Annotated in this window: 15 protein-coding genes; 14 read left to right on the top strand and 1 reads right to left on the bottom strand. The window is 71.5% G+C overall.

Annotated elements, in window-relative coordinates:
* Positions 1-26 precede the first annotated feature (26 nt).
* From alr to AB0D31_RS30140, 4 genes are all read left to right on the top strand, one after another.
* A complete protein-coding gene (gene alr / locus AB0D31_RS30155) occupies positions 27-1,274 on the top strand; it encodes an alanine racemase (RefSeq protein ID WP_362729002.1) in 1,248 nt (415 codons plus the stop codon).
* A gap of 31 nt (positions 1,275-1,305) precedes the next feature.
* A complete protein-coding gene (locus AB0D31_RS30150; protein WP_362728969.1) occupies positions 1,306-2,541 on the top strand; it encodes an alpha/beta hydrolase in 1,236 nt (411 codons plus the stop codon).
* The gene (gene tsaE / locus AB0D31_RS30145; RefSeq protein ID WP_362728967.1) at positions 2,510-3,019 is read left to right on the top strand and encodes a tRNA (adenosine(37)-N6)-threonylcarbamoyltransferase complex ATPase subunit type 1 TsaE; all 510 of its coding nucleotides are present in this window, start codon (positions 2,510-2,512) and stop codon (positions 3,017-3,019) included. Before AB0D31_RS30150 ends, tsaE begins: the two co-directional genes overlap by 32 nt.
* Positions 3,020-3,215: 196 nt before the next feature.
* A complete protein-coding gene (locus AB0D31_RS30140; protein ID WP_362728965.1) occupies positions 3,216-3,395 on the top strand; it encodes a hypothetical protein in 180 nt (59 codons plus the stop codon).
* A gap of 203 nt (positions 3,396-3,598) precedes the next feature.
* Here AB0D31_RS30140 and AB0D31_RS30135 read toward each other — a convergent pair whose 3' ends face one another.
* A complete protein-coding gene (locus AB0D31_RS30135; RefSeq protein ID WP_362728963.1) occupies positions 3,599-4,168 on the bottom strand; it encodes a hypothetical protein in 570 nt (189 codons plus the stop codon).
* Between the two features lie 121 nt (positions 4,169-4,289).
* Here AB0D31_RS30135 and tsaB point away from each other — a divergent pair, with 121 nt between their 5' ends.
* The 10 genes from tsaB to AB0D31_RS30085 all read left to right on the top strand — a co-directional run bounded on the left by tsaB (position 4,290) and on the right by AB0D31_RS30085 (position 12,701).
* Positions 4,290-4,943 carry a tRNA (adenosine(37)-N6)-threonylcarbamoyltransferase complex dimerization subunit type 1 TsaB gene (gene tsaB / locus AB0D31_RS30130; protein WP_362728961.1) on the top strand — a complete coding sequence of 218 codons (654 nt, stop codon included), beginning with the start codon at positions 4,290-4,292 and terminating at the stop codon, positions 4,941-4,943.
* A 20-nt stretch (positions 4,944-4,963) separates the two neighbouring features.
* Complete coding sequence (rimI, locus tag AB0D31_RS30125) at positions 4,964-5,446, top strand: ribosomal protein S18-alanine N-acetyltransferase (protein ID WP_362729000.1); 483 nt, start codon at positions 4,964-4,966, stop codon at positions 5,444-5,446.
* Entirely contained in the window at positions 5,443-6,591 is a 1,149-nt protein-coding gene (tsaD, locus tag AB0D31_RS30120) for a tRNA (adenosine(37)-N6)-threonylcarbamoyltransferase complex transferase subunit TsaD (protein ID WP_362728998.1), read from the top strand. The genes rimI and tsaD overlap by 4 nt, the downstream gene beginning before the upstream one ends.
* Positions 6,588-6,872, top strand: coding sequence for a hypothetical protein (locus tag AB0D31_RS30115; protein ID WP_362728959.1), 285 nt, complete (start codon positions 6,588-6,590; stop codon positions 6,870-6,872). The genes tsaD and AB0D31_RS30115 overlap by 4 nt, the downstream gene beginning before the upstream one ends.
* Before the next feature lie 99 nt (positions 6,873-6,971).
* Positions 6,972-7,823: a polysaccharide deacetylase family protein gene (locus AB0D31_RS30110; protein ID WP_362728996.1), complete on the top strand. Its 852-nt coding sequence runs from the start codon at positions 6,972-6,974 to the stop codon at positions 7,821-7,823.
* 270 nt (positions 7,824-8,093) lie between these two features.
* The gene (gene helR, locus AB0D31_RS30105) at positions 8,094-10,262 is read left to right on the top strand and encodes an RNA polymerase recycling motor ATPase HelR (RefSeq protein WP_362728958.1); all 2,169 of its coding nucleotides are present in this window, start codon (positions 8,094-8,096) and stop codon (positions 10,260-10,262) included.
* A gap of 156 nt (positions 10,263-10,418) precedes the next feature.
* Positions 10,419-10,775 (top strand): YciI family protein, encoded by a 357-nt coding sequence (locus AB0D31_RS30100; protein ID WP_362728956.1) that lies wholly within the window; start codon positions 10,419-10,421, stop codon positions 10,773-10,775.
* Positions 10,776-10,974: 199 nt separating this feature from the next.
* Positions 10,975-11,451 (top strand): VOC family protein, encoded by a 477-nt coding sequence (locus AB0D31_RS30095; RefSeq protein ID WP_362728954.1) that lies wholly within the window; start codon positions 10,975-10,977, stop codon positions 11,449-11,451.
* A gap of 189 nt (positions 11,452-11,640) precedes the next feature.
* Entirely contained in the window at positions 11,641-12,267 is a 627-nt protein-coding gene (locus tag AB0D31_RS30090; RefSeq protein ID WP_362728952.1) for a hypothetical protein, read from the top strand.
* Positions 12,268-12,335: 68 nt separating this feature from the next.
* Entirely contained in the window at positions 12,336-12,701 is a 366-nt protein-coding gene (locus AB0D31_RS30085) for a hypothetical protein (RefSeq protein WP_362728950.1), read from the top strand.
* The last annotated feature ends 212 nt before the right edge of the window (positions 12,702-12,913 follow it).

Raw genomic sequence — 12,913 nt, 5'->3', positions numbered from 1 at the left:
CTGAGAGACTTGGCGCGATGACCGCGATGACTCAATACCCCGCCGAGCGCGCCCGCGCCGAGATCGACCTGGGCGCGCTGCGTGCCAACGTCCGGACGCTGCGCGCCTGTTCACCCGGCGCGCAGCTCATGGCCGTGGTGAAGGCGGACGCCTACGGGCACGGCGCGCTGCCGTGCGCACGGGCCGCGCAGCAGGCCGGCGCCGCCTGGATCGGCACCGCCACCCCCGACGAGGCCCTCGCCCTGCGCGCGGCCGGCGTCGAGGGCCGGATGATGTGCTGGCTGTGGACGCCGGGCGGCCCCTGGCGCGAGGCGGTCGAGGCGGACATCGACGTCTCGGTGAGCGGGATGTGGGCGCTGCGCGAGGTCACCGAGGCGGCCCGCGCCGCCGGGCGCACGGCCAGGATCCAGCTCAAGGCCGACACCGGGCTCGGCCGCAACGGCTGCCAGCCCGCCGACTGGCCCGAACTGGTGCACGCGGCGCTCGCCGCCCCCGGGGTGAAGGTCACCGGCCTCTGGTCGCACTTCGCGTGCGCCGACGAGCCGGGCCACCCCTCGATCGCGGCCCAGCTCTCGGTCTTCCAGGAGATGACGGCGTACGCGGAGAAGGCGGGCGTCACCCCCGAGGTGCGCCACATCGCCAACTCCCCGGCCACCCTCACTCTGCCCGAGTCCCACTTCGACCTCGTCCGTACCGGTATCGCCATGTACGGCGTCTCTCCGTCGCCCGAGCTCGGCACCGCGCGGGAGCTCGGGCTGCGTCCCGTGATGACGCTCTCGGCGTCGGTCGCGCTGTCCAAGCACGTTCCGGCGGGTCACGGCGTCAGTTACGGGCACCAGTACGTCACCAGGAACGAGACGACCCTCGGTCTCGTCCCGCTCGGGTACGCCGACGGCATTCCGCGGCACGCCTCGGGGCGGGGGCCGGTTCTGGTGGGCGGAAAGGTGCGGACCGCGGCGGGCCGCGTTGCCATGGACCAGTTCGTGGTCGACCTTGAGGGGGACACGGTCGAGCCGGGCGCGCGGGCCGTGCTGTTCGGTCCGGGCGACCGGGGGGAGCCGACGGCCGAGGACTGGGCGCGGGCGGCGGACACCATCGCCTACGAGATCGTGACGCGCATCGGCGCGCGGGTTCCCCGCGTCTATGTGAACGAGCAGGTCGGCGAGCAGATGAACGAGCAGGTGAACGAGCGGACGGATGAGCGGACGGATGAGCAGGCGGCCGAGTCGGTCGACGCGTCCGCGGGTCCGTCGGCGGGCCGGGAAGAAGCGTAAGAGCGGCGACGAGCAGGAGCGGAGCGGCACGGTGAGCGAGACCAGCACGGGGGACGCCGTCGTATCCGCGGTGCAGGACGCCCAGTCGGCGGTGGGGAACTGGCGGCTGGCCTCGATCGCGGGCGCCGCGATAGGCGTGGTCGCGGCGGGCGCGGCGGCCGGCGTGGCGATAGAGCGGCTCACCGTCGGGCGCGGCATGCGCAGGAAGGCGCGGCTCGCCCTCGACGCGTCCGGACCGTACGGGTCCCTGCGGGGCACCCAGGGGCGGGCGGTCGCCGACGACGGAACGGTCCTGCACTACGAGACCGACGAGGCCGAGGCGGACGCGGGCGCCCATGGGCCGCGCAAGCGCCGGCTGTTCGGGCGCAAGGTGCCCGCCCCGGTCACCGTCGTGTTCTCGCACGGCTACTGCCTCAACCAGGACTCCTGGCACTTCCAGCGGGCCGCGCTGCGCGGTGTGGTGCGCACGGTGCACTGGGACCAGCGCAGCCACGGCCGCTCGGACCGCGGCAAGGCGCAGCGCGAGGGCGTGCCCGTCGACATCGGCCAACTGGGCCGCGACCTGAAGGCCGTCATCGACGCGGCGGCGCCCGAAGGCCCGCTCGTCCTGGTCGGCCACTCCATGGGCGGCATGACGATCATGGCCCTCGCCGATCAGTACCCCGAGCTGATCCGTGACCGGGTCGTGGGCGTCGCCTTCGTGGGTACGTCCTCGGGCAAGCTCGGCGAGGTCAACTACGGGCTACCGGTCGCCGGGGTCAACGCGGTGCGGCGGGTGCTGCCGGGCGTGCTGAAGGCGCTGGGCTCGCAGGCCGAGCTGGTGGAGCGGGGGCGACGGGCCACGGCCGACCTGTTCGCGGGCATGATCAAGCGCTACTCGTTCTCCTCGAAGGACGTCGACCCGGCGATCGCCCGGTTCGCCGAGCGGATGATCGAGAGCACCCCGATCGACGTGGTCGCGGAGTTCTACCCGGCCTTCTCCGACCACGACAAGACGGCGGCGCTCGCGATCTTCGCGGAGGTCCCCGCCCTGATCCTGGCCGGTGACCGCGACCTGGTCACGCCCAGCTCGCACAGCGAGGCCATCGCGGATCTGCTGCCCGACGCCGAGCTCGTCATCGTGCCCGACGGCGGGCACCTGGTGATGCTGGAGCACCCCGAGACGGTCACCGACCGTCTCGCCGACCTGCTGGCCCGGGTCGGGGCGGTGCCGCAGGCCGCTAACGTTGGGACGTATGGAAGCACCGCACAGCAGCCCGGCGGCTGACGCCGGCACCCGCCTGACCCTCGACTCCCCTTCCGAAATGCAGGAGTTGGGGCGCCGCATCGCCAAACTGCTCCGCCCCGGCGACCTCGTGATGCTCACCGGGGAGCTCGGCGCGGGCAAGACGACCCTGACCCGCGGTCTCGGCGAGGGCCTCGGTGTCCGGGGCGCCGTGACCTCGCCCACCTTCGTCATCGCCCGGGTCCACCCCTCGTTGGTCGGCGGCCCGGCCCTGGTGCACGTGGACGCGTACCGGCTGGGCGGGGGGCTCGACGAGATGGAGGACCTCGACCTCGACGTGGAGCTGCCCGAGTCCGTGGTGGTCGTCGAATGGGGCGAGGGCAAGGTCGAGGAGCTCTCCGACGACCGGCTCCAGGTGCTCATCGACCGGGCCGTGGGCGCGAGCGACGACGACCGCAGGACGGTGACCGTCACCGGAATCGGCGCCCGCTGGGCGGGCGCCGGAGTCGAGAACCTCTGAGGCGGCGATCGGGAACCGCTGAGGCGGCGATCGGGAACCGCTGAGGCGGCGATCGGGCACGGCTCGAGCGCGCCGTACGTTCCGACAAGACGTCGGCAAAATGTTGCGCCGGTCGTACCGGGCGTGGTCACATGGAGGAAGAGACCTGGTTAGGTCTACCTAACCGCGCCTTCTTCCGCAGCCTCAGGAGGCCGCCATGACCGTGCCGGAACGCGAAGCGAAGCCACCGGCCCCGCGGGGCGTCCCGGCGCCGTCCGGGGTGTCGATACACGATCTGCTCGCCTCGTGCGCCGCGGCGAGCGCCGTGTCGACCCCGCCGCGCGAGAGCACCCCGTCCGACGACGACGAGAGTGAAGCCCGCCGGGACGCCGCGTAGTCCTGTCGAGTGATGTATGCCGGGCGGAGATCCGGCCCGGTGGACCGGGGAGCCCACCGGTCCGGCGGCTCGCAGAGCCAGCCGGGGGGTGACTGTGGAGGCCGCCGGGGTGATGGCGGAGCCTGCCGGGCGTGGCTGCGGAGCCCGCCGGGGGGTGACGTCGGCGTCCGGCGGAGCCTGGCGGGGGGTGGTGGTGGCGCCCGTTACGGGACGACGACGACCTTCGAGTTGTGCGTCGCGAACGCCCACATCGCGTCGCCGTCCGCCCGCTTCATACGGATCCCGCCGGTCTTCTTCTCCGTCTTGGGGCTCGACATCGAGTCGTTGACGGCGGCGCTGAAGCCGACCACCACGTTCTTGGCCGTCGTGAACACCACGACGTGCTCGATGGCCACCCCGTCCGAGCCCGTGGTGTGCCCGGTCCGCGAGGTCACGATGTAGGTGCCCGGCTTCGGGCTGACCGCGGACGGTACGACCGCGAAGGTCCGCGGGGTCTTGGCGACGCCCGCCAGCCACACCCGCTTGGCGCCCAGCGAGTACACGACCCGCACGCCGGTGCCCGAGTTGGCCGGAAGCGACAGGTCCGGCCTGCTCGCGGGGGAGCCCGCGGGCGGCGCGTTCGACGGCTTGGCCGACGCCGACGCGCTGCTGCTGGGGGCCGCCAGGTCGGCGGCGGGCGGCGCGCTCGCCGAAGCCTGGTAGGCGAGGAAGCCGACCACCGCGAGAGCGGCCGCGGTGAGCCCGGCCACGAATCCCGTGCTGCTCCTTGCCACCTGGGCTTCCCCTTTCGTACGTACGTGCATGTCTACGGTCATACCTGCGGCTGACGGTAGCAGCAGGTGACGGCTCGGGCGGGACGCCGTGCCCCCGCCGCCGTGGTCGTAGGCTGTTCGCGTGCTCTTGCTCGCCGTTGATACCGCCACCCCCGCCGTCACCGTCGCCCTGCACGACGGCACCTCCGTCGTCGCCGAGGCCCGCCAGGTCGACGCCCGCCGGCACGGGGAGCTGCTGCTGCCCGCCGTCGACCGGGTGCTCGCCGAGGCCGGCCTCGACCTCGCCGCCGTGACGGACCTCGTCGTCGGGGTCGGCCCCGGCCCCTACACCGGACTGCGTGTCGGCCTGGTCACCGCCGCGACCTTCGGCTCTGTGCTCGGCGTGCCCGTCCACGGTCTGTGCACCCTGGACGGACTCGCCTACGCCTCCGGCATCGAGGAGCCGTTCGTGGTCGCCACGGACGCCCGCCGCAAGGAGGTCTACTGGGCCCGCTACGACGACTTCCGCACCCGCGCGGGCGACCCCGGCGTCGACCGGCCCGCCGACATCGCCGACGAGCTGAGCGGACTGCCCGTCGTCGGCCAGGGCGCGGTGCTCTACCCCGAGGCGTTCCCCAAGGCGCTCGGTCCCGAGCATCAGTCGGCGGGCGCGCTCGCCTCGCTCGCCGCCGAGAAGCTCGCCGAAGGCTCGCCCTTCCTGCCGCCGACACCCCTGTACCTGCGCCGCCCGGACGCGCAGGTCCCCAAGAACTACAAGGTGGTCACCCCCCGGTGACCGAGGCCGTGCTGCGCGAGATGCGCTGGTGGGACATCCCGCCCGTGCTCGACCTCGAACACGAGCTGTTCCCCGAGGACGCCTGGTCGGAGGGGATGTTCTGGTCCGAGCTCGCGCACGCGCGCGGCCCGGGCGCCACCCGCCGCTACGTCGTCGCCGAGACCTTCGACGACGGACGGCCGCGGCTCGTGGGGTACGCGGGGCTCGCCGCCGCCGGTGACCTCGCCGACGTCCAGACCATCGCCGCCGCCCGCGACCAGTGGGGCACCGGGCTCGGGGCCCGCCTCCTGACCGACCTCCTCAAGCACGCCACCGCCTTCGAGTGCGACGAGGTCCTGCTCGAAGTACGCGTGGACAACACCCGGGCCCAGAAGCTGTACGAGCGCTTCGGCTTCGAGCCCATCGGCTTCCGGCGCGGCTACTACCAGCCGGGCAACGTCGATGCGCTCGTGATGCGACTGACCGTCCAGGAATACGTCCAAGGAACAGAAGAGACTGACTGATGGCTGACGAACCGCTCGTACTGGGCATCGAGACCTCCTGCGACGAGACCGGCGTCGGCATCGTGCGCGGGACGACGCTGCTCGCCGATGCCGTGGCCTCCAGCGTGGACACGCACGCCAGGTTCGGCGGCGTGGTCCCCGAGATCGCCTCGCGGGCCCACCTCGAAGCGATGGTGCCGACCATCGAGCGCGCCCTGAAGACTGCCGGGATCTCCGCGCGTGACCTCGACGGCATCGCCGTCACCGCCGGGCCCGGGCTCGCGGGCGCGCTGCTCGTCGGCGTCTCGGCCGCCAAGGCGTACGCGTACGCCCTGAACAAACCGCTCTACGGCGTCAATCACCTCGCCTCGCACATCTGCGTCGACCAGCTGGAGCACGGGCCGCTGCCCGAGCCGACGATGGCGCTCCTCGTCTCCGGCGGCCACTCCTCGCTGCTGCTCGCCCCCGACATCACCGCCGACGTGCGCCCGCTCGGCGCCACCATCGACGACGCGGCGGGCGAGGCCTTCGACAAGATCGCCCGGGTGCTCGACCTCGGTTTCCCCGGCGGACCGGTCATCGACCGGCTCGCGCGCGAGGGCGACCCGAAGGCGATCGCGTTCCCGCGCGGCCTCACCGGCTCGCGCGACCCGCTGTACGACTTCTCCTTCTCCGGCCTGAAGACCGCCGTGGCCCGCTGGATCGAGGCCAAGCGCAAGGCGGGCGAGGAGGTGCCGGTGCGCGATGTGGCCGCGTCCTTCCAGGAGGCCGTGGTGGACGTGCTGACCCGTAAGGCCGTACGGGCCTGCAAGGACGAGGGCGTCGACCATCTGATGATCGGCGGCGGCGTCGCCGCCAACTCCCGGCTGCGCGCGCTCGCCCAGGAACGCTGCGAGCGGGCCGGGATCCGGCTGCGGGTGCCGCGCCCCGGCCTGTGCACCGACAACGGCGCGATGGTCGCCGCGCTCGGCGCCGAGATGGTGGCCAGGAACCGGCCCGCCTCCGACCTGGAGCTCTCCGCGGACTCCTCCCTTCCGGTGACCGAACCGCACGTACCGGGCGAGGCACACGCCCAGGCGCACGGCCACGGCCACGGCCACTCACACGACCACGACCACGACCACGACCACGTGCACGAGGTCAGCAAGAAGAACCTGTACTCATGACCGTCGCGCTGATGTGGGAGGCCCGGGCGGCCGAGGGGCGGGGTGCCGAGCTCCTCGCCTGGGTACGGGGCCGGCCCGCCGCCGGTTCGCCGTCGCGCCGCGAGATCCTGCGCGCGCCCGGCGACCGGGTCCTCGTCATCACCTGGTGGGACGCGCCCTACGACGCCGAGCTGCCCGAACTCCCGGACCCGGACGGGGAGTTGGTGGCCCGTCCGGTGCACCGCTGGCGGTTCGAGGCGGTCGGCCCAGCGGAGGACGTTGCTCCGGCCGATCAGATCTGATCATCGCCTGGCCGTCATTTGCTCGCTTCAGGCAACCCCGTGACCTTTTCTGGCATCAAGCTATAGGTGGCTGATGACAGAAACGGGCGGTATGTGGACATGGGTTGGCTCGTACGCAAGAAGGCGGTCGGCGCGGCGCTCTTCGGTCTGCTGATGGTCGCGGGCTGCTCGTCCGGCGGCGATTCGGGCGGCACTCCCTCCGCGTCCACCCCCGCCGGCAACGGCAGTGGTACGCCCACGAAGGCGTCCCAGGGCGACGACGCGGCCGCCACCGAGGCCGCGTACCGCAAGTGGGGGCTGAAGCCCTTCGCGGCGCCGCCCACCCCGCCGACCGAGAAGCCGGTGCAGGGGAAGCCGGGGGAGGTGCCGGTGGTGAGTGACATCCCCACCAAGGAGAAGATCGTCTTCGTGACGTTCGACGACGGCGCCGAAAAGGACCCGAAGTTCGTCGAGATGATGCGGGACTTGAAGATCCCCTTCACGATGTTCCTGACCGACGACATCATCCGCGCCGATTACGGCTACTTCAAACCGTTGCAGGGGCTCGGCAATTCCATAGAGAACCACACGCTCTCGCACCCCAATCTGCGCACGCTCGGCGAGGCCGCGCAGAAGAACGAGATATGCACCCAGGAGAAGAAACTGGGCAAGGAGTACGGAAAGGAACCCGGACTCTTCCGGCCCCCGTACGGCAATTGGAACGAGAACACGCGCACGGCCGCCAAGTCCTGTGACATCCGGGCGATGGTGCTGTGGCGCGAGTCGATGCAGATCACCAACATGCAGTACCAGCGCGGCGACAAAAAGCTGCACCCCGGTGACATCATCCTGGCGCACTTCCGCGGCCCCAAGGAGCTCAAGGGCACGTCGATGACGCAGATGACCGCGAACATGCTGCGCCACATACAGGAACAGGGCTTCACGGTGGCCCGCCTGGAGGACTACGTCTAGAGCGGGCTGCGTCCGGAGCAGGCTATGTCTGGAGCAGGCCGCGTCCCGAGCGGGCTGCATCTGGCGAAGGCTGCGTTCAGCGAAGGCTGCGTCCGGCGAGGACTGCACCCCCGGAGCGGACAACAGAAAAGCGAGGAGCACGTGCTCTCCTCGCCACTATCAAGATATAGCGCACTGGGGGGCTTGCGGCAAGGCCCCCATCGTGCCGCAGAATCACTGGCCTCGGGCCAGTACCTGCGGAAATGGGAGCTTCACGAAGTGCGTGGGCAGTTGTCGGTTTCTGAATTCTCCAGCGCGTTCGACCTTCCCGACCGTCTTGCCGCCAAGGCCGATCCTGCGCTGATCGAAGGCGATGAGCGGCATTTCGCCGCCATCGCCCGCACCCTCGACCAGACGATCACCGAACTCTCCGGCCGGCTCGACGAGTTGCGCCGGGCGCCCGGCGGCATCGGCCGCGCCGCCATGGACCGCGACATCGAGGTCCACCAGCTCACCGGCCGGCTGCGCACCCTGCGCCGCTTCGGCCTCGACCTGTGCCTCGGGCACATCGTCGCCGAAGGCGACTGCGAACCCCTCTACATCGGCCGGCTCGGCCTCACCGACAGCGAGGGCCGCAGGCTCCTCGTCGACTGGCGCTCACCCGCCGCCGAGCCGTTCTTCGCGGCGACCCACGCCGGTCCCATGGGCCTGGCGAGCCGTCGCCGATACCGCTGGACGCGCGGCCGGATCAGCGACTACTGGGACGAGGTGTTCAGCGCCGACGGGCTCGAAGGGCATGCCGCCCTCGACGACCAGTCCGCGTTCATCGCGAGCCTCGGCACCAACCGTTCGGCCCGCATGCGCGACGTGCTCTCCACCATCCAGGCCGACCAGGACGCCATCATCCGCGCCGGCTCACGCGGCGCGCTCGTCGTCGACGGCGGCCCCGGCACCGGCAAGACCGTCGTCGCCCTGCACCGCTCCGCCTATCTGCTCTACTCCGATCCGCGCCTGGGCCACCGGCGCGGCGGCGTCCTCTTCGTCGGCCCGCACCGCCCCTACCTGGACTACGTCGCCGACGTCCTGCCGAGCCTCGGCGAGGAGGGCGTACAGACGTGTGTCCTGCGCGACCTGGTCGCCGAGGGGGCCGACGCCAAGGAGGAGGGCGACCCGGAGGGGGCCCGCCTCAAGGCGTCCGCCGACATGGTGCGGGCCGTCGAGAAGGCCGTCGCCTTCTACGAGGAGCCGCCCACCGCGGCCATGACCGTCACCACCCCCTGGGCCGACCTCCGGCTCACCCCCGACGACTGGGCCGAGGCGTTCGCGGCGCCCGGCCCCGGCACCCCGCACAACGAGGGGCGCGAACTGGTCCGGGAGGCGCTCGTCACGATCCTGCTCGACCAGTACGACGGCGACGACGTCACGCCCGCCGAATTCCGCACGGCGCTGCACCGGGACCCGGAGCTCGCCGAGACCCTCCACAGCGCGTGGCCGCTTCTGGAGGCGGCCGATCTGGTCGGCGACCTGTGGTCGGTCCCCGCCTACCTGCGGATGTGCGCGCCCTGGCTCGGCCCCGACGACGTACGCCGGCTGCGGCGCACCGACGCGCAGGCCTGGACCGTGTCCGACCTGCCGCTCCTGGACGCCGCACGGCAGCGGCTCGGCGACCCGGAGGCCGAGCGGCGCAGGCGGCGGCACGAGGCGGTGGTCGCCGCCGAGCGCGAGCGGATGTCCGGGGTCATCGACGAGATCATCTCGGCGTCCAATTTCCAATCCGCCGGCGACGAGAGCGAGGGCGCGCTGCGGATGCTGCGCGGCAAGGACCTCCAGGACACCCTGATCGACGAGAGCGCCCTGCCCACCGCCGAGCCCGACCTGCTCGCCGGTCCGTTCGCGCACATCGTCGTGGACGAGGCGCAGGAGCTCACCGACGCGGAGTGGCAGATGCTGCTGCTGCGCTGCCCCTCGCGCAGTTTCACCATCGTCGGGGACCGCGCGCAGGCCCGGCACGGGTTCACCGAGTCGTGGCGGGAACGCCTGGAACGGATCGGGCTCGACCGGGCCGAGGTGGCCTCGCTCGGCATCAACTACCGCACCCCGCTAGAGGTGATGGAGCAGGCCGAGCCGGTCATCCGGGCCGCGCTGCCCGATGCCAACGTGCCGGCCTCCGTCCGCAGCAGCGGCGTCCCGGTGGCGTACGGGTCCGTAGCGGAGCTGGACGCGGTCCTGGAGGACTGGCTCGCCGCGCACGCGGACGGGATCGCCTGCGTGATCGGACACCCCGGCTTCCGTGCCACGCCCCGGGTGCGTTCACTGAGCCCCGAGCTGTCCAAGGGGCTCGAATTCGACCTGGTGGTCCTCGTCGACCCGGAGGAGTTCGGGACCGGCATCGAGGGGGCCGTGGACCGCTATGTCGCGATGACCAGGGCGACGCAGCGGCTCGTGGTCCTGTCGTCCTGACCGGCGCGTCGGCCGGCCGGCGGGAATCCGGAAATATTTTGCGGGGTGGTGTCGATCCGGGCGGCTCCCGTTCGACGTAGGAGTGAGAAGCGGGAAACCCGCACCACGTACCCCGCACGCAGCCACGCACTGCGGCGCACAGAACGGAGACCGGCCATGCCGCGCTACCTGACGATGGTCCGTATCGACGAGAACAACGCCCCCGAAGGCGGTCCCAGCCCCGAGCTCATGCAGCGGATGGGCGACCTGATCGAGGAGATGACCAAGGCCGGGGTCCTGCTGGACACCGCCGGACTCACCCCGACCGCCGAGGGCACCCGGGTCCGCTGGAACGGCGGCGAACTGACCGTCACGGACGGCCCGTTCACGGAGTCGAAGGAGGTCGTGGGGGGTTACGCGATCATCCAGGCCAAGGACAAGGCGGAGGCGCTGGAGTGGGCCAAGCGGTTCCTCCAGGTCCACGAGGCGGAGTGGGACGTCACCTCGGAGGTGCGCGAGATCGTGGCGGGCTAGGGTCCGCCGGACAGGCTGAGCCCGTGCGGGTCACCGGGGGCCATGGGTTGCCGTCCGGTGACCGCGGTGATCTGCTGGTACGGCCGGTTCATGGCGAGGACGGTGTTTCCCGGCCGTACCGCGATGAGTTCCGTGTGCGGGGCCGGTCTACCCGTTGAAGCCGCCCACAAGAGGACCGGCAACGCCCAGGAGGCCGACGATGACCGCGAAGATCACCCGGAAGATCACCCCGTTCCTCTGGTTCGACAGCCAGGCGGAGGACGCCGCCAACCACTACATCTCCGTCTTCGGCGGTGACTCGCACATCGTGGGGATCACCCACTACGCCGCTTCCGGGCCGGGCGAGACCGGCTCGGTCATGACCGTCGAATTCGTCCTCGCCGACCAGCACTTCACCGCCCTCAACGGCGGTCCGCAGTTCACCTTCACCGAGGCGATCTCGCTCTCGGTGGCTTGCGAGGACCAGGAGGAGATCGACCGGTTCTGGACGCGGCTCGGTGAGGGCGGCGAGGAGGGCCCCTGCGGATGGCTGAAGGACAAGTACGGCCTGTCCTGGCAGATCGTCCCCGCCGAACTGCCCGAGCTGCTCGGCTCCGGCGCGGAGAAGTCCGACCGGGTCATGGCGGCGGTCATGGGCATGAAGAAGCTCGACCTCCAGACGCTGCGGGATGCGTGAGGGGGGCGCGGGCGCGGTATGGACCGTGGCTGAAGCGCGGGCGCGGTATGGACCGTGGCTGAAGCGCGGGCGCGCGAGTGGCTGAACCGCCGTGCCGCGCCGGGCGGATGGAAGGGTTTCGGTCGACTGTTGTGAACATGGCGGAGGGCGGCCACCGCAGGCGGGGGCACCCCGGATAATCTCTGGCGCATGCCATCCAGTTCGTCGCTCCCGCCTTCTCCGCCGCCGGTCGAGATACGTGCCTGGCGCGACCGCAACGCGCTGCTCGCCGACCGGGCACAGGCTCTGGAGACGCTGGTCAAGGGGTACTTGGGGGCAGGGCGGCTCGGGCTGCTCTGGCTGTGGGCTGCGCTCTTCGCGCTGGGCTGGTCGCTGGTCGGCGTGGCGCTCACCTCGCTCACCGACATCCTCAGCGCGATCGTGGGCGGCCTTCTGCTGCTGCTCGGCGTGGGCGTGATGATCCCCGCCGGACTTGCCGTGGGGTTCGGTCTGCGCAAGGACCGGCGGATACGGGAACTGCTGTGGCAGTGGGCCGAGTTGGACCGTGATCCGGTGCTCGACCGCAATCTGCGCAGGCCCGTCCTCAGCCTGGCCTGGCTAATACCGTCGGTGCTGCTCTGCGGGGCGGGCCTCGCGGCCTGTCTGCTGGTGCCCGCGACCGCCGTGCCGGGCCACGACACGTACGCCCTCATCGTGTACGGCATGGGGCTCGGTCTGATCAGCTGGCTCACCGGGCTTGTCGGCGTGGCGAAGGCGGCGGCGTACCGGCGCTGGGCGCAGCGCTCCCTGGCGGGGGCGGGGGCGGGGTCGCGCTGAACCCCGCGTCCTATCCTGGGGTGCGCGGCGTCATACGGTGACGCGGCCCCGGGGGGAGGACGGTCGTCATGGCCTGGTACTGGTGGATCCTGATCGTGTTCTGGATGGGCGGCTTCGGCTGGGCGATCGACAACGCCCGGACGGCGCTGCGGACGCGGCACGAGCGGAAGATGGAGCGGCTGGAGGCGGCGAAGCGGGAGCGGCTCGCCGTGGAGGCCGCGCACAAGCCGCCGGAGCCGGTGTGCGGGTGCACGCATCACTTGGCCAAGCATGACAAGGGGGGTAAGTGTCATGAGCGGGTTGAGGTTCCGGTCGCCTGGGACGAGAACAAGAAGCCGCTGCGGTTTGAAGCGGGGCGGTGCAACTGTCAGCAGTATGTGGGGCCTCAGCCCCTCGCCCAGATCTACGCGGAAGACCTGACGGACCTGGGCTGACCCCAGGGTGTCCCCCTGGCACCTCGGCGCGCCATTTCGGCGTGCGGGCCGTGGGTGGCTGGTCGCGCAGTTCCCCGCGTCCCTGACTGCTCGATGGCGGGCCGCATGGGCATCTTCAGCCTGTCCGGCGTTTGAGGACGAGCGCCTTTCGGGCGCGAACGGGGTCTGGGGCGGAGCCCCAGGGGCCCGGCCTTCGAGTGCAGACCGTGCTG

Source organism: Streptomyces sp. NPDC048361 (genome assembly GCF_040651795.1).
Classification (GTDB): Bacteria; Actinomycetota; Actinomycetes; order Streptomycetales; family Streptomycetaceae; genus Streptomyces.
Note: the sequence above shows the minus strand (reverse complement) of the source record. Positions and strands in the feature narration are given on the sequence as shown.

Excerpts from the sequence above, each read along its gene's own strand:
- alr (WP_362729002.1), top strand. The coding sequence starts at position 27 with ATGACTCAATACCCCGCCGAGCGCGCCCGCGCCGAGATCGACCTGGGC.
- tsaE (WP_362728967.1), top strand. The coding sequence starts at position 2,510 with ATGGAAGCACCGCACAGCAGCCCGGCGGCTGACGCCGGCACCCGCCTG.
- AB0D31_RS30140 (WP_362728965.1), top strand. The coding sequence starts at position 3,216 with ATGACCGTGCCGGAACGCGAAGCGAAGCCACCGGCCCCGCGGGGCGTC.
- rimI (WP_362729000.1), top strand. The coding sequence starts at position 4,964 with ATGCGCTGGTGGGACATCCCGCCCGTGCTCGACCTCGAACACGAGCTG.
- AB0D31_RS30115 (WP_362728959.1), top strand. The coding sequence starts at position 6,588 with ATGACCGTCGCGCTGATGTGGGAGGCCCGGGCGGCCGAGGGGCGGGGT.
- AB0D31_RS30110 (WP_362728996.1), top strand. The coding sequence starts at position 6,972 with ATGGGTTGGCTCGTACGCAAGAAGGCGGTCGGCGCGGCGCTCTTCGGT.
- AB0D31_RS30100 (WP_362728956.1), top strand. The coding sequence starts at position 10,419 with ATGCCGCGCTACCTGACGATGGTCCGTATCGACGAGAACAACGCCCCC.
- AB0D31_RS30095 (WP_362728954.1), top strand. The coding sequence starts at position 10,975 with ATGACCGCGAAGATCACCCGGAAGATCACCCCGTTCCTCTGGTTCGAC.
- AB0D31_RS30090 (WP_362728952.1), top strand. The coding sequence starts at position 11,641 with ATGCCATCCAGTTCGTCGCTCCCGCCTTCTCCGCCGCCGGTCGAGATA.
- AB0D31_RS30085 (WP_362728950.1), top strand. The coding sequence starts at position 12,336 with ATGGCCTGGTACTGGTGGATCCTGATCGTGTTCTGGATGGGCGGCTTC.